General features: G+C 73.7%; 19 protein-coding genes. 13 read left to right on the top strand and 6 right to left on the bottom strand.

Annotated features, from left to right (window positions below; all coding sequences use genetic code 11):
- The first annotated feature begins 8 nt into the window (after positions 1–8).
- The 4 genes from ACF07N_RS12255 (at position 9) to ACF07N_RS12240 (ending at position 5,686) form a co-directional block, all read left to right on the top strand.
- On the top strand, positions 9–3,158 hold the full coding sequence (locus ACF07N_RS12255) for a S41 family peptidase (protein WP_392112387.1): 3,150 nt from the start codon (positions 9–11) through the stop codon (positions 3,156–3,158).
- A 250-nt stretch (positions 3,159–3,408) separates the two neighbouring features.
- Complete coding sequence (locus tag ACF07N_RS12250; RefSeq protein ID WP_383322593.1) at positions 3,409–3,762, top strand: histidine triad nucleotide-binding protein; 354 nt, start codon at positions 3,409–3,411, stop codon at positions 3,760–3,762.
- Between the two features lie 5 nt (positions 3,763–3,767).
- Positions 3,768–4,673, top strand: coding sequence for a ribonuclease Z (locus ACF07N_RS12245; RefSeq protein WP_392111424.1), 906 nt, complete (start codon positions 3,768–3,770; stop codon positions 4,671–4,673).
- 20 nt (positions 4,674–4,693) lie between these two features.
- The gene (locus ACF07N_RS12240; protein WP_392111422.1) at positions 4,694–5,686 is read left to right on the top strand and encodes an adenosine deaminase; all 993 of its coding nucleotides are present in this window, start codon (positions 4,694–4,696) and stop codon (positions 5,684–5,686) included.
- 4 nt (positions 5,687–5,690) lie between these two features.
- On the opposite strand, the gene ACF07N_RS12235 is transcribed toward ACF07N_RS12240, so the two are convergent.
- Together ACF07N_RS12235 and ACF07N_RS12230 are read right to left on the bottom strand one after the other, a co-directional pair.
- Positions 5,691–7,004, bottom strand: coding sequence for an MFS transporter (locus tag ACF07N_RS12235; RefSeq protein ID WP_392111419.1), 1,314 nt, complete (start codon positions 7,002–7,004; stop codon positions 5,691–5,693).
- 227 nt (positions 7,005–7,231) lie between these two features.
- Positions 7,232–8,014, bottom strand: coding sequence for an IclR family transcriptional regulator (locus tag ACF07N_RS12230; RefSeq protein ID WP_383322605.1), 783 nt, complete (start codon positions 8,012–8,014; stop codon positions 7,232–7,234).
- A gap of 95 nt (positions 8,015–8,109) precedes the next feature.
- Between ACF07N_RS12230 and ACF07N_RS12225 the strand changes: the two genes are divergently transcribed.
- From ACF07N_RS12225 to ACF07N_RS12190, 8 genes are all read left to right on the top strand, one after another.
- Positions 8,110–9,057, top strand: coding sequence for a 5-dehydro-4-deoxyglucarate dehydratase (locus tag ACF07N_RS12225; RefSeq protein WP_392111416.1), 948 nt, complete (start codon positions 8,110–8,112; stop codon positions 9,055–9,057).
- On the top strand, positions 9,054–10,343 hold the full coding sequence (locus tag ACF07N_RS12220) for a glucarate dehydratase family protein (protein WP_392111413.1): 1,290 nt from the start codon (positions 9,054–9,056) through the stop codon (positions 10,341–10,343). Before ACF07N_RS12225 ends, ACF07N_RS12220 begins: the two co-directional genes overlap by 4 nt.
- Positions 10,344–10,477: 134 nt before the next feature.
- Entirely contained in the window at positions 10,478–11,614 is a 1,137-nt protein-coding gene (locus ACF07N_RS12215; RefSeq protein ID WP_383322614.1) for a carbohydrate kinase family protein, read from the top strand.
- A gap of 183 nt (positions 11,615–11,797) precedes the next feature.
- Positions 11,798–12,865 carry a PhoH family protein gene (locus tag ACF07N_RS12210; RefSeq protein ID WP_383322617.1) on the top strand — a complete coding sequence of 356 codons (1,068 nt, stop codon included), beginning with the start codon at positions 11,798–11,800 and terminating at the stop codon, positions 12,863–12,865.
- Positions 12,866–12,879: 14 nt separating this feature from the next.
- The gene (ybeY, locus tag ACF07N_RS12205; RefSeq protein WP_311686795.1) at positions 12,880–13,377 is read left to right on the top strand and encodes an rRNA maturation RNase YbeY; all 498 of its coding nucleotides are present in this window, start codon (positions 12,880–12,882) and stop codon (positions 13,375–13,377) included.
- Positions 13,378–13,386: 9 nt separating this feature from the next.
- Positions 13,387–14,691 (top strand): hemolysin family protein, encoded by a 1,305-nt coding sequence (locus tag ACF07N_RS12200; protein ID WP_383340096.1) that lies wholly within the window; start codon positions 13,387–13,389, stop codon positions 14,689–14,691.
- The gene (locus ACF07N_RS12195) at positions 14,688–15,047 is read left to right on the top strand and encodes an MmcQ/YjbR family DNA-binding protein (RefSeq protein ID WP_392111408.1); all 360 of its coding nucleotides are present in this window, start codon (positions 14,688–14,690) and stop codon (positions 15,045–15,047) included. Before ACF07N_RS12200 ends, ACF07N_RS12195 begins: the two co-directional genes overlap by 4 nt.
- Positions 15,048–15,067: 20 nt before the next feature.
- The gene (locus ACF07N_RS12190; protein WP_392111405.1) at positions 15,068–15,421 is read left to right on the top strand and encodes a cytidine deaminase; all 354 of its coding nucleotides are present in this window, start codon (positions 15,068–15,070) and stop codon (positions 15,419–15,421) included.
- 32 nt (positions 15,422–15,453) lie between these two features.
- On the opposite strand, the gene ACF07N_RS12185 is transcribed toward ACF07N_RS12190, so the two are convergent.
- Positions 15,454–15,792, bottom strand: coding sequence for a P-II family nitrogen regulator (locus ACF07N_RS12185; protein WP_392111402.1), 339 nt, complete (start codon positions 15,790–15,792; stop codon positions 15,454–15,456).
- Positions 15,793–16,004: 212 nt separating this feature from the next.
- Between ACF07N_RS12185 and era the strand changes: the two genes are divergently transcribed.
- Positions 16,005–16,958: a GTPase Era gene (era, locus tag ACF07N_RS12180; protein ID WP_383322630.1), complete on the top strand. Its 954-nt coding sequence runs from the start codon at positions 16,005–16,007 to the stop codon at positions 16,956–16,958.
- A gap of 39 nt (positions 16,959–16,997) precedes the next feature.
- Here the strand turns inward: era and ACF07N_RS12175 are convergent, their stop codons facing one another.
- The 3 genes from ACF07N_RS12175 to ACF07N_RS12165 are packed head-to-tail and all read right to left on the bottom strand — an operon-like array spanning position 16,998 to position 19,628.
- Complete coding sequence (locus ACF07N_RS12175) at positions 16,998–18,836, bottom strand: ABC transporter ATP-binding protein (RefSeq protein WP_392111399.1); 1,839 nt, start codon at positions 18,834–18,836, stop codon at positions 16,998–17,000.
- A complete protein-coding gene (locus tag ACF07N_RS12170) occupies positions 18,814–19,287 on the bottom strand; it encodes a lasso peptide biosynthesis B2 protein (protein WP_392111396.1) in 474 nt (157 codons plus the stop codon). The genes ACF07N_RS12175 and ACF07N_RS12170 overlap by 23 nt, the downstream gene beginning before the upstream one ends.
- The gene (locus tag ACF07N_RS12165) at positions 19,284–19,628 is read right to left on the bottom strand and encodes a lasso peptide biosynthesis PqqD family chaperone (RefSeq protein WP_392111393.1); all 345 of its coding nucleotides are present in this window, start codon (positions 19,626–19,628) and stop codon (positions 19,284–19,286) included. The genes ACF07N_RS12170 and ACF07N_RS12165 overlap by 4 nt, the downstream gene beginning before the upstream one ends.
- Position 19,629 lies beyond the last annotated feature (1 nt).

Here is a 19,629-nt window from a genome sequence, read left to right as displayed (position 1 = left end):
ACGGCGACCTGGTCGCCTTCACCGCCGAGGACGACGTGTGGCTCGCGCCACTCGACGGCGGCCGGGCCTGGCGCGTCAGCGCCGACAACACGCCGGTGACCCACCCGCGCATCTCACCCGACGGCACCACCGTCGCCTGGACCTCCACCCGGGACGGCGCCCCCGAGGTGCTCGTCGCCCCGGTCGACGGCGGCCCTGCCAGGCGCCTGACGTACTGGGGCAGTTCGAAGACCCAGGTGCGCGGCTGGACGCCCGGCGGCCAGGTCCTGGCGATCAGCTCCCACGGGCAGGCCAGCCTGCGCCGCACCTGGGCGCGTGCCGTCCCGCTGGACGGCGGCCCCGCCGCCACCCTGCCGTACGGGCCGGTCGGCGCCGTGGCGTACGGGCCGCACACGGTGCTGCTGTCCGCGCCGATGGGGCGCGAGGCGGCCTGGTGGAAGCGGTACCGGGGCGGTACGGCGGGCAAGTTGTGGATCGACCGCGAGGGCGACGGCGAGTTCGTCCGGCTGCACGACGACCTCGACGGCAACATCGAGGATCCGCTGTGGGTGGGCGACCGGATCGCGTTCCTCTCCGACCACGAGGGCACGGGCGCGCTCTACTCGTCCCTCGCCGACGGCTCGGACCTGCGCCGCCACACCCCGCTCGACGGCTTCTACGCCCGGCACGCCGCCACCGACGGCAGCCGGGTCGTCTACTCCAGCGCCGGTGAACTCCGGCTGCTGGACGACCTGGACGGGGCCGAGCCGCGCCGGCTCGACGTGCGCCTCGGCGGGCAGCGCGCCGACCTCCAGCCGTTCCCGGTGAACGCCGCCCGCTGGTTCGGTTCGGCCTCCCCGGACCACACCGCGCGCGGCAGCGCCGTCTCGGTGCGCGGCACCGTCCACTGGGTCACCCACCGCTCCGGACCGGCCCGCGCCCTGGCCGCCACGCCCGGCGTCCGGGCCCGGCTGCCGCGCGCCTTCCGCGCCGACGGCGAGGAGTGGGTGGTGTGGGTGACGGACGCCGAGGGCGACGACGCCCTGGAGTTCGCGCCCGCCACCGGCCTGGCCCCGGGCGCGACCCCGCGCCGACTGGCCGCCGGGCAGCTCGGCAGGGTGCTGGACCTCGCCATGGCCCCCGACGGCAGCCGCGCGGCCGTGGCCTCCCACGACGGGCGCCTGCTGCTCGTGGAGCGGGAGACCGGCGAGGTGCGGGAGGTGGACCGCAGCGAGGACGGCGACGTGTCCGGGCTGGTCTTCTCGCCCGACTCGTCCTGGCTCGCCTGGTCCCACCCCGGCCCACGGCCCCTGAGCCAGCTGAAGCTCGCCAACACCACCGACCTGTCGGTCACCGAGGCGACCCCGCTCCGCTTCCAGGACTACGCGCCCGCGTTCACGGCGGACGGCAAGCACCTCGCGTTCCTGTCGACCCGCTCCTTCGACCCGGTCTACGACGAGCACGTCTTCGACCTGGCCTTCGTCGAGGGCGCCCGGCCGCACCTCATCACCCTCGCGGCCACGACCCCCTCGCCGTTCGGCCCGCAGCGGCACGGCCGGTCCTTCGAGACGCCCGACCGGGAGGAGACCCCCGACAGCGAGGGCACCCCGACCACCCGGATCGACCTGGAGGGCCTCGCCGACCGCATCGTTCCCTTCCCGGTGGAGGCCGCCCGCTACTCCAACCTGCGGGCCGCCAAGGACGGGGTGCTGTGGCTGCGCCACCCGGTCGCCGGAGTCCTCGGCGCGTCCCGGGCCACCCCCGACGACCCCGAGCCGAAGACCGAGCTGGAGCGCTACGACCTCGCCCAGCAGCGCGTCGAGCATCTCGCCGCCGACGCCGACCACTTCGAGGTCAGCGGCGACGGCAAGCGCGTCCTGCTGTGGACCGACGGACGGTTGAAGGTCGTCCCCAGCGACCGGCGCGCCTCGGGCGACGACGACAGCGACAGCAACATCACCGTCGACCTGAGCCGGATCCGGCAGATGATCGACCCCGCCGCCGAGTGGCGGCAGATGTTCGACGAGAACGGCCGCATCATGCGCGACCACTTCTGGCGGCCGGACATGAGCGGCGTCGACTGGACCGGCGTGCTCGACCGCTACCGCCCGGTCGTGGAGCGGCTCGCCACCCACGACGACCTCGTCGACCTGCTGTGGGAGGTCCAGGGCGAACTCGGCACCTCGCACGCCTACGTCACCCCGCGCGGCGGCCACGGCGGCGGCCCCCGCCAGGGCCTGCTCGGCGCCGACCTCTCCCGCCACGAGGACGGCACCTGGCGCGTCGACCGCATCCTGCCCTCGGAGACCTCCGACCCCGAAGCCCGCAGCCCGCTGGCCGCACCCGGCGTCGCGGTGCGCCCGGGCGACGCGATCGTCGCGGTCGCCGGGCAGCGCGTCGACCCGGTGGCCGGCCCCGGCCCGCTGCTCATCGGCACGGCGGGCAAGCCGGTGGAGCTGACCGTCCTGCCGTCCGGCGGCGGCGACCCGCGGCACGCCGTCGTCGTCCCGGTCGCCGACGAGGAGCCGCTGCGCTACCACGCCTGGGTCGCCGACCGCCGCGCCTACGTCCACGACAAGTCCGGCGGCCGCCTCGGCTACCTGCACGTCCCGGACATGCAGGCGCCCGGCTGGGCGCAGATCCACCGCGACCTGCGCGTCGAGGTGGCCCGCGAGGGGCTGGTCGTCGACGTCCGCGAGAACCGCGGCGGCCACACCTCCCAGCTCGTCGTGGAGAAGCTGGCCCGCCGCGTCGTCGGCTGGGACCTGCCCCGCGGCATGCGCGCCGAGAGCTACCCGCGCGACGCGCCCCGCGGCCCGGTCGTCGCCGTCGCCAACGAGTTCTCCGGCTCCGACGGCGACATCGTCAACGCCGCGATCAAGGCCCTCGGCATCGGCCCCGTGGTCGGCACCCGCACCTGGGGCGGCGTGATCGGCATCGACAGCCGCTACCGCCTGGTCGACGGCACCCTGGTCACCCAGCCGAAGTACGCGTTCTGGCTGGAGGGCTACGGGTGGGGCGTGGAGAACCACGGCGTCGACCCGGACGTGGAGGTCGTCCAGCGCCCGCAGGACCACGCGGCGGGCAGGGACCCCCAACTGGACGAGGCGATCCGGCTGGCGCTGGAGGCGCTGGAGGCCACTCCCGCGAAGACGCCCCCGGCCCTGTCGGCCCTCTAGGGCCTGTCTGACAATTCCCACCGTCGCCCGGAGGGCGGCCTCGCGGCGTCAGGTGCGTGCTCTCGGCGTGCCGGGCGTAGAGCGTCGTACTGGATGTACTTGGCTCTGCGCCCGGTGCGGCGAGAGTGCGTGCATGGCGTCGCGAGGCAGGAGGGAATTGTCAGACAGGCCCTAGGGGCCGGACCGCCCGCGCCCGACGACGATACGATGCCGACTGCGCTCACACCGCCCAGACTTCGGAGGTAACCGAATGGCCGGGGAACCCCAGGACGACTGCCTGTTCTGCAAGATCGTCGCAGGCACGATCCCGGCGACGATCGTCCGCCAGACGGAGACGACCCTCGCGTTCCGCGACATCAACCCCCAGGCACCCACCCACGTCCTGGTCATCCCCAAGGCGCACTACGAGAACGCGGGTGCCCTCGCCGCCGCCGACCCGGGCCTCACCGCGGACGTGCTCCGCGAGGCCCAGGCCGTCGCGGACGAGGAGAAGCTCGACAGCTACCGCCTCGTCTTCAACACCGGCAGCGGCGCCGGCCAGACCGTCTGGCACGTGCACGGCCACGTGATCGGTGGCCGCGGCCTCGAGTGGCCCCCGGGATAACCGCCTTGTCCGTACGCGAACTCGTCGTCCTCGGCACCGCCAGCCAGGTCCCGACCCGGCACCGCAACCACAACGGCTACCTGCTGCGCTGGGACGGCGAGGGCATCCTGTTCGACCCCGGCGAGGGCACGCAGCGCCAGATGCTGCGCGCCGGGGTCGCCGCGCACGACCTGAACCGCATCTGCGTCACGCACTTCCACGGCGACCACAGCCTCGGCCTCGCCGGTGTGATCCAGCGCATCAACCTCGACAAGGTCCCGCACCGGATCACCGCCCACTACCCCCGCTCCGGGCAGCGCTTCTTCGACCGGCTCCGGTACGCCACCGCCTACCGCGAGACCGTCGGCATCACCGAGGCGCCGGTCGACGCCGACGGGCCCCTCGCCCGCGCCGGCGGCTACACGCTCGAAGCCCGGAAGCTGTCGCACCCGGTGGAGTCGTACGGCTACCGGCTCGTCGAGCCCGACGGCCGCCGCATGCTGCCCGAGCGGCTGGCCGCGCACGGGGTGACGGGCCCGGACGTGGGGCGGATCCAGCGCGAGGGCTCGCTCGGCGCGGTCACCCTGGAGGACGTCAGCGAGGTGCGGCGCGGGCAGCGGTTCGCGTTCGTCATGGACACCCGTCTGTGCGAGGGCGTGTACGCGCTGGCCGAGGGCTGCGACCTGCTCGTCATCGAGTCGACCTTCCTCGACGAGGACGAGCAGCTCGCCGTCGAGCACGGTCACCTGACGGCGGGTCAGGCGGCCCGGGTGGCGCGGGAGAGCGGGGTGCGGCACCTGGTGCTCACCCACTTCAGCCAGCGATACACGGACCCGGACGAGTTCGAGCGGCAGGCCCGGGCCGCCGGATACGAGGGCGAGCTGACCGTCGCCCACGACCTCCTGCGGGTGCCGGTTCCGAAGCGTCGGTGAAACGCCCGTACGATGCATTGATGCCCATCCCCAAAGCCGAACTGCACCTTCACATCGAAGGCACCCTGGAGCCGGAGCTGGCCTTCGAGCTCGCCACCCGCAACGGCCTCACGCTGCCCTACGCCGACACGGACGAGCTGCGCGAGGCCTACCGCTTCGACGACCTCCAGTCGTTCCTGGATCTGTACTACGAGCTCATGGCCGTCCTGCGCACCGAGCGGGACTTCGAGGACCTGGCGAACGAGTACCTGGCCCGGGCCGCCGCGCAGGGCGTGCGGCACGCGGAGATCTTCTTCGACCCGCAGGCCCACACCGGCCGCGGCCTGGAGCTCGGCACGGTCGTCGAGGGGCTGTGGCGGGCGCTGGGGCGCAGCGAGGAGAACCACGGGGTCTCGACCCGGCTGATCCTGTGCTTCCTGCGCGACGAGTCCGCCGAGTCGGCCCTGGCCACCCTGCAGGCGGCCGAGCCCTACCTGGACCGGATCACCGGCGTGGGTCTGGACTCGGCGGAGGTCGGGCACCCGCCGGCGAAGTTCCGCGCGGTCTACGAGGCGGCCGCCGCCCTCGGCCTGCGCCGGGTCGCCCACGCGGGCGAGGAGGGCCCGCCCGCGTACATCACCGAGGCGCTGGACGTGCTCGGTGTCGAGCGGGTCGACCACGGGCTGCGCTGTGTGGAGGACCCGGCGCTGGTGGAGCGGCTGGTGCGGGACCGGGTGCCGCTGACGCTGTGCCCCCTGTCGAACGTCCGGCTGCGCACCGTGGACACCCTCGCCGATCACCCGCTGCCCGCCATGCTGGACGCCGGCCTGATGTGCACGGTCAACTCCGACGACCCGGCCTACTTCGGCGGCTACGCCGGCGACAACTTCGACGCCGTGCGCGCGGCGCTCGGCCTGGGCGAGGAGCGACTGCGCGAGCTGGCCCGCAACTCCTTCCTCGCCTCCTTCCTGGAGGACGACGAGGAGCTGCGGGCGCGGTACCTGGCCGAGGTCGAGGCGTACACCTTCGCCTAGGGCCTCACAGGACCTCCGAGCCCGCCTTGCCGTAGGCGCGCTGGGCGGGGACGGCCGGGGTGTCCACGGGGATCTCCACCACCGGCTGCTCCGGGGCTCCGATCTCGGGAATCGCGCCGGTCGGGGTGCCGGTGGCGGCGGCGACCAGGGCGGCCGGGTGCCCGCCGCGGCGGCGGATCGCGCCGGGCAGCAGCGGGCGCCCGCCGGTGTGCAGCGCGACGGCGGTCATCGGCAGCGCGATCACCAGCAGGCCGGCGCCGAGGACCAGGCCCATCACCGGGAACCCGGCCTGCGCCGACAGCACGCTGCCGGTCAGCGGTCCGGCGGCCGTGCCCAGCGAGGACGCCGAGCCGACCAGCACCGCCCAGCGGCCGCGCGGGTCGAGCGAGGCGGCCAGCCCGATCAGGTACGACAGCACCACCGGGTACAGCGTGTTCCAGGCGATCTCGCCGGCCGCGAAGCTGCCGAGACCGGTGGCGGAGGCGCTGACGGCGATGCAGCCGGCGATCAGCACCGTGCCCAGGCCGATCGGCACGGCACGTCCGAGCCGCGCGCCGAGGGCCCCGGCCGCGAGGACCCCGGCCAGTCCGGCGCCCAGCGCCACGGCGAACACGGCGCCGACGGTCGCCTCGCCCAGGTGGGCCTGCTCCAGCCCGATGCGTCCGCTCACGCCCCACAGGGAGTTCTGGGCGAGCGACCAGCAGACCATGGCGGCGGCCAGCACCAGACCGGAACGGGCGTGCGGCAGGCGGGCCTTGTCCTGCCGGGCCGGTGCGGCGGGCACCCCGGAGGGGAGCCGGCCGGTCAGCGGCCACACCGCCAGGGACGTGAGGGCGATCGCGGACAGCGGCAGGCCGTGCCCCGGGCCGAGGTGCGGAACCGTCAGGTACACGGCGCCCGCGAGGGCGGAGACGCTCAGCAGCCCGGCGGTGGAGGCCCGGTGCGGGTCCCGCTGCGCGGCGATGAGGGTGGCGGCGACGGTCGTCGCCGTGCCGGAGCCGAAGCCGCCGGCCATCGCGCCGGCGACGACGGCCGGGACCGCGGAGGTCAGGGCGGCGCCGCCGTAGCCGAGGACGGCCAGGACGAGGCCGAGCCGGGCGAGGGCGCGGGCGCCGATCCGCTCGACCCGGGAGGCCAGGGCGAACCCGGCGGCGGCCGAACTCAGCAGCAGCGCGCTGCCGACGGCACCGGCCTGCGTGGCGGAGAGCGGAAGGGCCGAGTCGAGTCTGCCCACGGTGGTCGGGAGCAGGTACGGCGCGAGGTACCCGGCCGTGAAAAGGGCGACGAGGGGCCAGGGGGTGGTGCGGGGGGCGAGCACGGGCGTTCCCAGGGCATGCGAAAGGAGCGGCGAGAAAAGGGGGGATGGGGCGACGACCGTCGACGGACAGGAACGCGCGGGCAATTTGTATCAAGCAAGTACTCGGGCACGGGAGCCCGGGGCGTGTGATCTGGCGCACGTTGCGTTTGGGGTGGTGAAGCCCGGGTAAACGCGCGTCTTTCGCCAGGTGTTCCGGAGGTTCCCCCGGCTCCTCCCGCGCGTCCGCGCTAGCGCCAGTGCACCGACCCGGCGCCCGCCGGCACCGTCGCCTCGATCTTCGCCCGGATCTCCCGCATCACGGCGACGATCCGCTCCTCGTGCTCCGGGCTGAGCCGGGCGACCGGCACCGAGCAGCTGATCGCGTCCTGCGCGGGGGTGTCGTAGCGCAGCGCGAAACCGAAGCCGACGATGCCGGGCACGCCCTCCTCGCGGTCGACGGACCAGCCGCGGTCCCGGATCCGCGCGAGGTCCGCCGCCAGGGACTCCCGGCTGGTGTGCGAGTGCGCGGTCAGCGCCTCGTACGGCCCCTCGGGCAGCTCCTCGTCGGGGCGTTCCGCCAGCAGCGCCTTGCCGAGCGCGCCGACGTGCGCGGGCAGGCGGCGCCCGACCCGGCTGATCGTCCTGAGGTACTCGTGCGACTCCCGCGTCGCCAGGTACGCCACGTCCCGGCCGTCCAGCCGGCCCAGGTGGATGGTCTCGCCGAGCGCCTCGGACGCCTCGTCGAGGTACGGCCGCACGACCCGGACCCGGGGGTCGGAGTCGAGGTAGCTCGTGCCGGTGAGCAGGGCGTGGATGCCGATGCCGTACAGGGAGCCGGTGACGTCGGTGCGGACCCAGCCGCGCGAGATCAGGGTCTGCAGCAGCGCGTACATCGAGCTACGCGGCACGCCGAGCGCGCCGGCCAGTTCCTGGAGCCGGGCCGGGCGGTCGCCGCGCGCGGCGAGGAGTTCCAGCAGCTCCACCGTGCGCGCCGCGGACTTCACCTCGCGGACGCCCCCTGTGTCTGACATGCGCCGATCGTAATCGTCCCACCGCGCCCGGTTGACGGCCTCTGTTCGCCTACCTAACCTCCATTCCCATACGTGGATCGCGTCTACATGAGGAGATGATCGTGAGCGCTGGACCGGTGGCGGTCGCGCAGCGGCTGCGGGACGGCATGGCGGGCGGCGTGCTGTCGTTCCCGCTGACCTGCTTCCGCGACGACGGCGCCCTCGACCCGGACGGCTTCCGCCGCCACGTCGCCGAGCGGCTCGCCGCCGCGCCCGGCGCCGTCTTCCCCGCCTGCGGCACCGGCGAGTTCTTCTCGCTGGACGAGGACGAGTACCGGCAGGTCGTCACCCTCACCGTCGAGGAGGCGGCCGGCCGCGTCCCCGTCGTCGCGGGCACCGGCTACGGCTGGGCACAGGCCGCCCGGTTCGCGCGCATCGCCGAGGACGCCGGAGCCGACGCGCTGCTCGTGCTGCCGCACTACCTCGTCGCCGCCCCGCAGGACGGCCTGGTCGCCCAGATGGAGCAGCTCGCCGCCCGCACCCCGCTGCCCCTGATCGCCTACCAGCGCGGCCAGGTCGCCTACACCGCCGCCTCGCTGCGGCGCGTCGCCGCCCTGCCGACGGTCATCGGCCTCAAGGACGGCCACAGCGACCTCGACCGGCTCCAGCGCCTCACGCTCGCCGCCCCCGAGGACTTCCTGTTCTTCAACGGGGCCGCCACCGCCGAGATCCAGGCCCGCGCCTACGCCGCCGTCGGCGTCCCGGCCTACTCCTCCGCCGTCCACGCCTTCGCCCCCGAGATCGCCGGCGCCTTCTTCACCGCCCTGCGCGACGGCGACCACGGCACGGTCGGCGAACTGCTGCGCGGCTTCTACGTCCCGCTCGTCGAACTGCGCGACCGCGTCCCCGGCTACGCCGTGTCCCTGGTCAAGGCCGCCGCCCGGCTGCGCGGCCGGCCCGTGGGTCCCGTGCGCGCCCCGCTCACCGACCCCTCGCCCGCCGACCTGGCCGCCCTCGGCACCCTCCTGCGCACCGGACTCGGCCTCGTGGGAGCCGCCCTGTGAACCTCACCGTCACGGACGTCCGGCTGACGCCGGTCCTGGTCGCCGACCCGCCGCTGCTGAACACGCAGGGCGTGCACCAGCCCTACACGCCCCGGCTGATCGTCGAGGTCGTCACGGCGGACGGCATCACCGGCGTGGGGGAGACCTACGGCGACACCAAGTACCTCGAACTGGCCCGGCCCTTCGCCGAGCGGCTGAGGGGACGCCCGGTCAGCGACCTGAACGGGCTGTTCACCCTCGCGGACGAGGTCGCCGTGGACGCCTCCCGGGTCGAGAACGCCGTCGACGTCGGCGGCCTGCGGGGCGTGCAGACGGCCGGCAAGCTGCGGCTGTCCGTGCTGTCCGGGTTCGAGGTCGCCTGCCTCGACGCCCTCGGCAAGGCCCTCGGGCTGCCGGTGCACGCGCTGCTCGGCGGCAAGGTGCGCGACGCCGTCGAGTACAGCGCCTACCTGTTCTACAAGTGGGCGGGCCATCCGCGGGGCGTGCCGGCCGAGCCGGACGACTGGGGCGCCGCCCTCGACCCGGCGGGGGTGGTGGAGCAGGCCCGCCGGTTCACCGAGCGGTACGGCTTCACCTCCTTCAAGCTCAAGGGCGGCGTCTTCCCGCCCGACGAGGAGATCGCCGCCGTACGGGCGCTCGCCGCGGCCTTCCCCGGGCATCCGCTGCGGCTGGACCCCAACGGGGCCTGGTCGCAGGCGACCTCGCTGCGGGTCGCCGAGGAGCTCGGCGACGTCCTCGAATACCTGGAGGACCCCACGCTCGGCACCGCCGGCATGGCCGAGGTCGCCGCGCGGACCCATGTGCCGCTCGCCACGAACATGTGCGTGACGACGTTCGCCGAGATCGAGGAGGCCTTCACCCGCGACGCCGTGCAGGTCGTGCTCTCCGACCACCACTACTGGGGCGGGCTGCGGGCCACCCAGCAGCTCGCCGCCGTCTGCCGTGCGTTCGGCGTCGGCGTGTCCATGCACTCCAACACCCACCTGGGCATCTCGCTCGCCGCGATGACGCACGTCGCCGCCACCGTCCCGGACCTCCACCACGCCTGCGACTCGCACTACCCCTGGCAGCCGGAGGACGTCCTCACCGAGCGCCTCGCCTTCGAGGGCGGCAGGGTCGCGGTCCCCGACGCCCCCGGGCTCGGCGTGGAACTCGACCGCGACCGGCTGGCCGCGCTGCACCGGCGATGGCTGGAGGACGACGGTGCGCTGCGCGACCGCGACGACGCGGCGGCGATGCGGGTCGCCGACCCGGCGTGGCGGACGCCCTCGATGCCGCGCTGGTGAGGCGCGTGGCCCGAGGGGGGCGTGCGGAGGTCCCGCGCGAGCTGACGGGCCGGGCGGGTCCGGCGTGAGAGGCGTCGCGTCGCCGGTGGCGTGGTGCAGACTGGCCTGATCCGCACCACGCCAGGGAGCGCCTCGTGATCGCGTCCACCGCCCCGGCCGGAAAGGGCCCGGCCGGAAAGGGATCGCCCCGCCAGAGCCAGGTCGATCCCCTCGCCCCGCTGCGCACGCCGGACGACCCGCCCTGGGACGTCTACCTCACCGGCACCGTCTTCCTCGACATCGTCTTCACCGGCCTCGACTCCGCCCCCGTGCGCGGGACGGAGTCCTGGGCGCGCGGGATGGGGTCGAGTCCGGGCGGTGTCGCCAACATGGCCACCGCGCTCGCCCGCCTCGGCCTGCGCACGTCCCTCGCGGCCGCCTTCGGCGACGACCACTACGGCGACTACTGCTGGGACGCCCTGGAGCACGGCGAGGGCATCGACCTCTCCCCGTCGCGCACGGTCCCCGGCTGGCACTCCCCGGTCACCGTCTCCATGGCCTACGAGGGCGAGCGCACGATGGTCTCGCACGGCCACGAGCCGCCTCCCGAGGAACCGGCCCCCGAGTGCCCGCCCCGCGCCCGCGCCGCCGTCGCCTCCCTCGCGCCGGGCGTCAGCGCGCCCTGGATCGCGCAGGCCGCGAGCAAGGGAACCCGCGTCTTCGGCGACGTCGGCTGGGACGACACCGGCGCCTGGGACCTCGCGGGCCTGCCCGACCTGCGGCACTGCGAGGCGTTCCTGCCGAACGCCGAGGAGGCCATGCGGTACACGGGCGCGGACTGCCCGCGGGCCGCCGCGCACGCCCTGACCGAGTACGTGCCGCTGGCCGTGGTCACCCTCGGCGCGGACGGGGCGTACGCGGTGGACCGGCGGACCGGGGAGACGGCCGAGGTGCCCGCCATCGAGGTGGAGGCGCTCGACCCGACCGGGGCCGGGGACGTGTTCGTCGCCGGGTTCGTCACCGGGACGCTGGCCGACTGGCCGCTGGCGGACCGGCTGGCCTTCGCCGGGCTGACGGCGGCGCTGTCGGTGCAGGAGTTCGGCGGCTCCCTGTCGGCGCCGGGCTGGTCGGAGATCGCGGCCTGGTGGCGCAAGGTGCAGTCCGTCGAGGGACAGTCGGCGGAGGCGCTGCAGCGGTACGGCTTCCTCGCCGACCTGGTGTCGGAGGAACTGGTGCGGCCCTGGCCGCTGCGCAGGGCCGTGCCCACGATCGGCTTCCGCCGCTCGGCGTGACGGCGACGTGCCCTCGCCTCCGCGACCGCCCCTCGGGAACCCCTGGGGAGAATCCCTGGTGAGAAGCCCCGCCCCAAAACCCCTACGGCGTTGTCACTCCACCGTCGTACCCTGGGAATCGCGAGGCCGCCCTCAGCTGCGCGGCCGTGACGAGGAGGAACCGCAGGCCTTCAGCGCCGGCCCATGACTCAGACACCCACAGCTCACACCCCCGCGCAGGAGCAGGCGAGAGCGCAGTTCACCGTCCCCGCCCAGCACCCCATGGTGACCGTTCTGGGGTCCGGCGACTCCCTCCTGCGCGTGATCGAGAAGGCCTTCCCGGCGGCCGACATCCACGTCCGGGGCAACGAGATCAGCGCGGTCGGCGACCCCGTGGACGTCGCCCTCATCGCCCGCGTGTTCGACGAGATGATGCTGGTGCTCCGCACCGGGCAGCCGATGACGGAGGACGCAGTGGAACGCTCGATCGCCATGCTCAAGGCGAGCGACAGCGGCGAGAGCGACGGCCAGGAGACCCCGGCCCAGGTGCTCACGCAGAACATCCTGTCCTCGCGCGGCCGCACCATCCGCCCCAAGACGCTCAACCAGAAGCGCTACGTGGACGCGATCGACAAGCACACGATCGTCTTCGGCATCGGCCCGGCCGGTACCGGCAAGACGTACCTGGCGATGGCGAAGGCGGTGCAGGCCCTGCAGTCCAAGCAGGTCAACCGCATCATCCTGACCCGCCCGGCGGTCGAGGCCGGCGAGCGCCTCGGCTTCCTGCCCGGCACGCTCTACGAGAAGATCGACCCCTACCTGCGCCCGCTGTACGACGCGCTGCACGACATGCTCGACCCGGACTCGATCCCGCGGCTGATGGCGGCGGGCACGATCGAGGTCGCGCCGCTCGCCTACATGCGCGGCCGCACGCTCAACGACGCCTTCATCATCCTGGACGAGGCCCAGAACACGAGCCCCGAGCAGATGAAGATGTTCCTCACCCGCCTCGGCTTCGACTCGAAGATCGTGATCACGGGTGACGTGACGCAGGTCGACCTCCCCGACGGGACCAAGTCCGGCCTGCGGCAGGTCCAGGACATCCTGGACGGCGTGGAGGACGTGCACTTCTCGCGGCTGTCGTCGCAGGACGTCGTCCGGCACAAGCTGGTGGGCCGTATCGTCGACGCGTACGAGCAGTACGACACGCAGCACGGCACCCAGAACGGCGCGCACAAGGGCCGCGGCAAGTCCGGGCACAAGGGGAAGTAGACACACACAGCACCATGTCGATCGACGTCAACAACGAGTCCGGAACCGAGGTCGACGAGCAGGCGATCCTCGACATCGCCCGCTACGCGCTCGCGCGGATGCGCATCCACCCGCTCTCCGAGCTCTCGGTGATCGTCGTGGACGCCGATGCCATGGAGCAGCTCCACATCCAGTGGATGGACCTCCCCGGCCCCACGGATGTCATGTCCTTCCCGATGGACGAGCTGCGCCCGCCGTCGAAGGACGACGACGAGCCGCCGCAGGGGCTGCTCGGCGACATCGTGCTGTGCCCGGAGGTCGCCGAGAAGCAGGGCAGGGAAGCGGAGACGCAGCACTCCATGGACGAGGAGCTCCAGTTGCTCACCGTCCACGGCGTGCTGCACCTGCTCGGCTACGACCACGAGGAGCCGGACGAGAAGGCCGAGATGTTCGGCCTCCAGGCGGCCATCGTGGACGGCTGGCGCGCGGAGCGAGGCCTGACCGGGCCGTCCCCGGCGCCGACGGTCTCGTAGCGCCCGCCGATGAGTCCGCAACTCGTTCTGGGCGCCATCGCCCTGGTCGTCGTGGCCTGGCTCGCCGCCTGCGCGGAGGCGGGCCTCGCGCGCGTCTCCAGCTTCCGCGCCGAGGAGGCCGTGCGCTCCGGCCGCCGCGGCAGCGCCAAGCTCTCCCAGGTCGCCGCCGACCCCACCCGCTACCTCAACGTGGCGCTGCTGGTCCGCGTCGCCTGCGAGATGGCCGCCGCCGCGCTGATCACGTACGGCTGCCTGAAGGAGTTCGACGGCACCACGCAGGCCCTGCTGATCGCCATCGCGGTCATGGTCCTCGTGTCGTACGTCGCCGTCGGGGTCTCGCCGCGCACCATCGGCCGCCAGCACCCGCTGAACACGGCCACGGTCTCCGCCTACGTCCTGGTGCCGCTGGCCCGGATCATGGGGCCGGTCCCGTCGCTGCTGATCCTCATCGGCAACGCGCTCACGCCCGGCAAGGGCTTCCGGCGCGGCCCGTTCGCCTCCGAGGCGGAGCTGCGCGCGCTGGTCGACCTCGCCGAGAAGGAGTCCCTCATCGAGGACGACGAGCGCCGCATGGTGCACTCCGTCTTCGAGCTGGGCGACACCCTGGTCCGCGAGGTCATGGTGCCGCGCACGGACCTGGTGGTCATCGAGCGCTTCAAGACCATCCGCCAGGCCCTCACCCTCGCCCTGCGCTCCGGCTTCTCGCGCATCCCGGTCACCGGCGAGAGCGAGGACGACATCGTCGGGATCGTCTACCTGAAGGACCTGGTCCGCAAGACGCACATCAGCCGTGACGCCGAGTCCGAGCAGGTGTCCACGGCCATGCGCCCGGCGTTCTTCGTGCCCGACACCAAGAACGCCGGCGACCTGCTGCGCGAGATGCAGAAGGAACGCAACCACGTCGCCGTCGTCATCGACGAGTACGGCGGCACGGCCGGCATCGTCACCATCGAGGACATCCTGGAGGAGATCGTCGGCGAGATCACCGACGAGTACGACCGGGAACTGCCGCCCGTGGAGGAGCTCGGCGCGGACCGCTTCCGGGTCACCGCCCGCCTCGACATCGGCGACCTGGGCGAGCTGTACGGCCTGGAGGCGTTCGACGACGAGGACGTCGAAACGGTCGGCGGACTGCTCGCCAAGGCGCTGGGCCGGGTGCCCATCGCCGGGGCGTCGTCCGTCGTCGCCCTGCCCGACGGCCGGGAACTGCGTCTGACCGCGGAAGCCGCGGCCGGCCGCCGGAACAAGATCGTGACGGTGCTCGCGGAGCCGGTGGACCCGCCCGAGCCGCCCGAGGAGGAGAAGCCGGAATGACCCCGCAGGAGCTGCGCGCGTTCTGCCTGTCCTTCAACGCGGCGGAGGAGGACTTCCCCTTCGGCCCGGAGATCTCGGTGTTCAAGGTGCGGGGCAGGCTCTTCGCCCTCTCCTCCCTGGACGCGCGCCCCCTGAAGGTCAACCTCAAGTGCGACCCGGACGAGGCGGTCCGCCTGCGCCGCGAGCACGAGGGGCTCATCGTGCCGGGCTGGCACATGAACAAGCGCCACTGGAACACGGTCACCGCCGACGGGGACCTCCCCGATCAGCTGGTCCGGGAACTCGTCGAGGACTCCTACGACCTCGTCGTGGCCGGCCTGCCGCGAGCGGACCGCCTGCGCCTCGACCGCCCCTGACGCTTCCGTATGCTCGGATCATGACCGACAGCAGCGCGCTCGACCCCGAGGACCGCAAGATCGTCACCCTGGCCCGATCCGCGCGGGCCCGCAACGGCGTGCCCGAGGGGGCGGCCGTGCGCGACGAGACCGGACGTACCTATGTCGCGGGCACCGTGTCCCTCGACTCGCTGAAGCTGAGCGCCCTGCGGACGGCGGTGGCGATGGCGGTGGCCTCGGGGGCGCGGTCGCTGGAGGCGGCGGCGGTGGTGACCGAGGCGGAGTCGGTGCCCGACGAGGACCGGGCGGCCGTGCGGGACCTCGGCAGCGCGCGGACCCCGGTGCTGCTGGCGGGGCTCGACGGGACGGTCCGCAGCACGGTCACCGCCGGCTGAACCCCGCTGTGACGGTGACGCGGCCCCGGTGCTCAGAGCGCGTCGGGGCCGCGCTCGCCCGTGCGCACCCGGACGACCGTGTCCACGGGCAGCGCCCACACCTTGCCGTCGCCGATCCTGCCGGTGTGCGCGGCCTTCACGACCGCGTCGATGACCGCTTCGGCGTCCGCGTCCTCCACGACGACCTCGATCCGGGCCTTCGGCACCAGGTCCACCCGGTACTCGGCGCCCCGGTACACCTCGGTGTGGCCGTGCTGCCGCCCGTAGCCGCCGGCCTCGGAGACCGTGAGGCCGTGCACGCCGAGTTCCCGCAGGGCGTTCCTGACCTCGTCGAGGCGGAACGGCTTGACGATCGCGGTGATGAGCTTCATGCCTGGGGGCTGACCTTCCGGGCGGGGAAGACGACGGAGCGGTGGACCGGGGCGATCGTAGGCGGTCCCGGCGTGCACCGTGAGGTCCGGGCCGGTGTGCTGCCGCTCCTCACGGCGGCGGCGGGCCGTCCGGCGGTGTCACCGGCGCACGCGGCGAGGGTCCTGCGGGCCGCGGTGCGGAGGGGTCGGTTGGATCAGGGAGAATGGGCGGCATGAGCGTTCGCATGCAGTCATCCGAAGAACCGGGCGAGACCGTCCACCGTGCCGGCTTCGCCTGCTTCGTGGGCCGTCCCAACGCGGGCAAGTCCACGCTGACGAACGCTCTGGTCGGGCAGAAGGTGGCCATCACCTCGAACCGGCCGCAGACCACGCGGCACACCGTGCGGGGCATCGTGCACCGGCCGGAGGCGCAGCTGATCCTGGTGGACACCCCGGGGCTGCACAAGCCGCGCACCCTGCTCGGCGAGCGCCTGAACGACGTGGTGCGCACCACCTGGGCCGAGGTCGACGTCATCGGCTTCTGCCTGCCGGCGAACGAGAAGATCGGCCCCGGTGACCGGTTCATCGCCAAGGAGCTCGCGGGCATCAGGAAGTCGCCGAAGGTCGCGATCGTCACCAAGACGGACCTCGTCGACGGCAAGACCCTGGCCGAGCAGCTCATCGCGATCGACCAGCTGGGCAAGGAGCTGGGCATCGAGTGGGCGGAGATCGTCCCGGTGTCGGCGGTCGGCGACAAGCAGGTCGAGCTGCTGGCGGACCTGCTGATCCCGATGCTCCCGGAGGGCCCCGCGCTCTACCCCGAGGGCGACCTGACGGACGAGCCCGAGCAGGTCATGGTGGCCGAGCTGATCCGCGAGGCGGCCCTGGAGGGCGTCCGCGACGAGCTGCCGCACTCCATCGCGGTCGTGGTGGAGGAGATGCTCCCGCGCGAGGACCGCCCCGCCGACAAGCCCCTCCTCGACATCCACGCCAACCTCTTCATCGAGCGTCCCAGCCAGAAGGGCATCATCATCGGCCCCAAGGGCAAGCGCCTGAAGGACGTCGGCATCAAGTCCCGCAAGCAGATCGAGGCGCTGCTGGGGACGCCGGTCTTCCTGGACCTGCACGTGAAGGTGGCGAAGGACTGGCAGCGCGACCCCAAGCAGCTCCGGAGGCTGGGCTTCTGAGCGGCCCGCTCCCCGCGAGCTCGGGACGGCACCGGCAGGTCATCCGGCCCCGGGCCACCCGTCCCCGCCCCTGAGGCCCGCCGCGCGCGTCAGGCGCGGGTCGCCGGTCTGGTTGGCCCGGATGAGCGACCGGTAGTGCTCACTGGTGTCGAGCAACTCCCCGTGGCTGCCCGTGGCGACGACCCGGCCCGCGTCGAGGACGACGATCAGGTCCGCGGCCCGGATGGTCGACATGCGGTGCGCGATCACCAGCAGCGTGCACTCCCGCGCGGTCTCCCGCATCGACCGCCGCAGCGCCGCCTCACTGACCATGTCCAGATGCGCGGTCGGCTCGTCGAGCAGGAGCAGGCGCGGCCGGGCCAGCAGCGCCCGGGCGATCGCGATCCGCTGCCGCTCGCCGCCGGAGAGCGCCATGCCGTGCTCACCGGCGTCGCTGTCCAGGCCCCGCGGCAGCCGGGCGACCAGCTCCCCGAGGTGGGCCAGTTCGACCACCCGGTCCAGCTCCTCCGGGCCGGCGTCGGGGACGGCGTAGGTGAGGTTCTCCCGCAGCGTGCCGTACAGCACCGGGGCGTGCTGTTCCACCAGGCCGACGCGGCTGCGGTGTTCGGCCCGGCCGGTCGCCGCGATGTCCCGGCCGCCGAAGAGGATCCGGCCGCGCTCCGGGTCGTAGAACCGCTCGATCAGGGCGAAGACGGTGGACTTGCCGACCCCCGAGCTGCCGATCAGGGCGACCTGGGCGTGCTCGGGCGCCTCGAAGGACACCCCGCGCAGGACGGGACGCCCCGGCTCGTAGCCGAACCAGACGTCGCGGAACTCCAGCGCGGGCGCCCGGGTTCCGGCTGCTCCCGGCGGCCCCCCGTCCTCCGCACCGGCGGTGCCCGGCACGGCGTCCCGCTCCGCGGGCAGTTCCAGCACCTCGGTCACCCGGCGGTACGCTCCGACGCCCTGCTCCATGGTGCTCAGGGACTGGAACAGCATCCCGATCGGCTCCACCAGGTAGATCATGTACAGCAGGAAGGCCGCGAGGTCGGCGACGGACCCCTGCCGGTCGGCGACCCGCAGGCCGCCGATGAGCAGCACGACCACGAACGAGCCCTTGACGGCCAGCTGGATCGCCGGTGCCACCACGGCGTCCAGCTTCGCCATCCGCACGCTGCCGGCGTAGGCCGCTTCGGCGCCCTGCGCGATGCGGTCGGTCTCGCGCTGCTCGGCGCGGTTCGCGCGGACGGTGCGGACGGCACCGAGGGCGCGCTCGAGGTCGGCCGTCATGGCGCCCGTCGCCCGCTGCGTGGTCAGCGACGCCACCTCGATGCCGTGCAGCACGGACACGACGATCACGGTGGCGATCGCCACCATGGCCAGGACGACCAGGAACATCAGCCAGTCGAGCCAGACCATCAGGGCCACGATGCCGACGAGCCCGATCGCACCGGTCACCGCCTCGGTGAAGCCCTCGGCGACGAGCAGCCGCAGAGTGGTGCTGTCGGTGCTGGTGCGGGAGATCAGGTCGCCGATGCGGTGGCGGTCGTAGGCGGCCATGGGCAGCCGCAGCACGTGCCTGATCAGCCCGAGCCGGATCCCCAGGACGATCCCCTCGCCCGTGCGGGCGAGCACGAACTGGGCGAGGCCCTGCACCAGTGCCTGGGCGAGGAACAGGACGACGAGCAGGGCCAGGACGGGTCCGACCGCGCCGCCGGTCGTGGCCGACTCGATCACCCGCTTGACCAGCAGCGGCTGGGCCAGGCTCAGGGCCGAGGCGCCCAGCGTCAGCAGGACGGCCAGGGCGATCCACCGCCGGTGGCCGTACAGCAGGCGCAGGAAGTCCCACGGGGCGGTCCGGCGGTGCCCGCCGGTCTCAGCCGTCGCTTCGGGCTTCATGGAGCAGGGCTTCACGGCGGTCGGGACCCGGCGCGCAGGGCACGGTGAACAGGGGGCGGAAGTAGTCGGGCGGGTGGTGCTCGCCCACGGCCACTCCCTCCGCCTCCACCCAGGCGTGCGCCCCGAAGGGCGGCAGGCGCCGCGCGCCCACGCACCAGGTGGGCCACTGGCCGTGCAGCCGGCACAGCAGGATCGTGGCCAGGGACCGGGGGAGGCACCCCTCCCGCCCTCCGCACGCCAGGCTGACCGCGACCACGGCGTCCCGGGCGGCCCGGGTCTGTGCGACGGTGGCCGGACGGGCGCCCCGGCGCAGCAACTCCAGGACGGTCCGGATCTGCCGGGGACGCCGGCGGGCCAGCAGCCGGGCGGCGCCCACCGCGAGGCGGACCGGGATCCGGCGGCGCAGGGGCACCGAACGCGGGTCGTGGAAGATCACTTCGGGTGAGGTCATGGCCGCTTCCCTTCCCGCCGCCGGCCGCGCAGGTGCGGCCGGCGGCCGTGCGCCCCGGCCCCGGGCTCTCGCGCGCCCCCGGCGTCCTCCCCGCCCAGGCCGGCCGAGCGCAGTCCGCCGACCAGCTCCCGGACATCGCGCCGGGCGGTGCCGGGATCCACCGCGTACTCCGTGGCGAGGGCCCGCGCGGCATCGGCCTCGGTGCCCCCGTCCAGCAGTGTCCGCAAGGCGACGGCGGCACTGGGGTTGAGCGTCCAGTACTGGTCGTGCTCCTCGTCGAGGAGGGCGATCCCGTAGTCGGTCTCGGCCGTGAACACTCCCTGGCGCAGCTTGAACGCCATG

Origin of the sequence: Streptomyces sp. NPDC015242, assembly GCF_043079125.1 — a bacterium.
In the GTDB taxonomy this organism is placed as follows: Bacteria; Actinomycetota; Actinomycetes; order Streptomycetales; family Streptomycetaceae; genus Streptomyces.
This window is presented reverse-complemented; position numbering and strand designations above follow the sequence as displayed.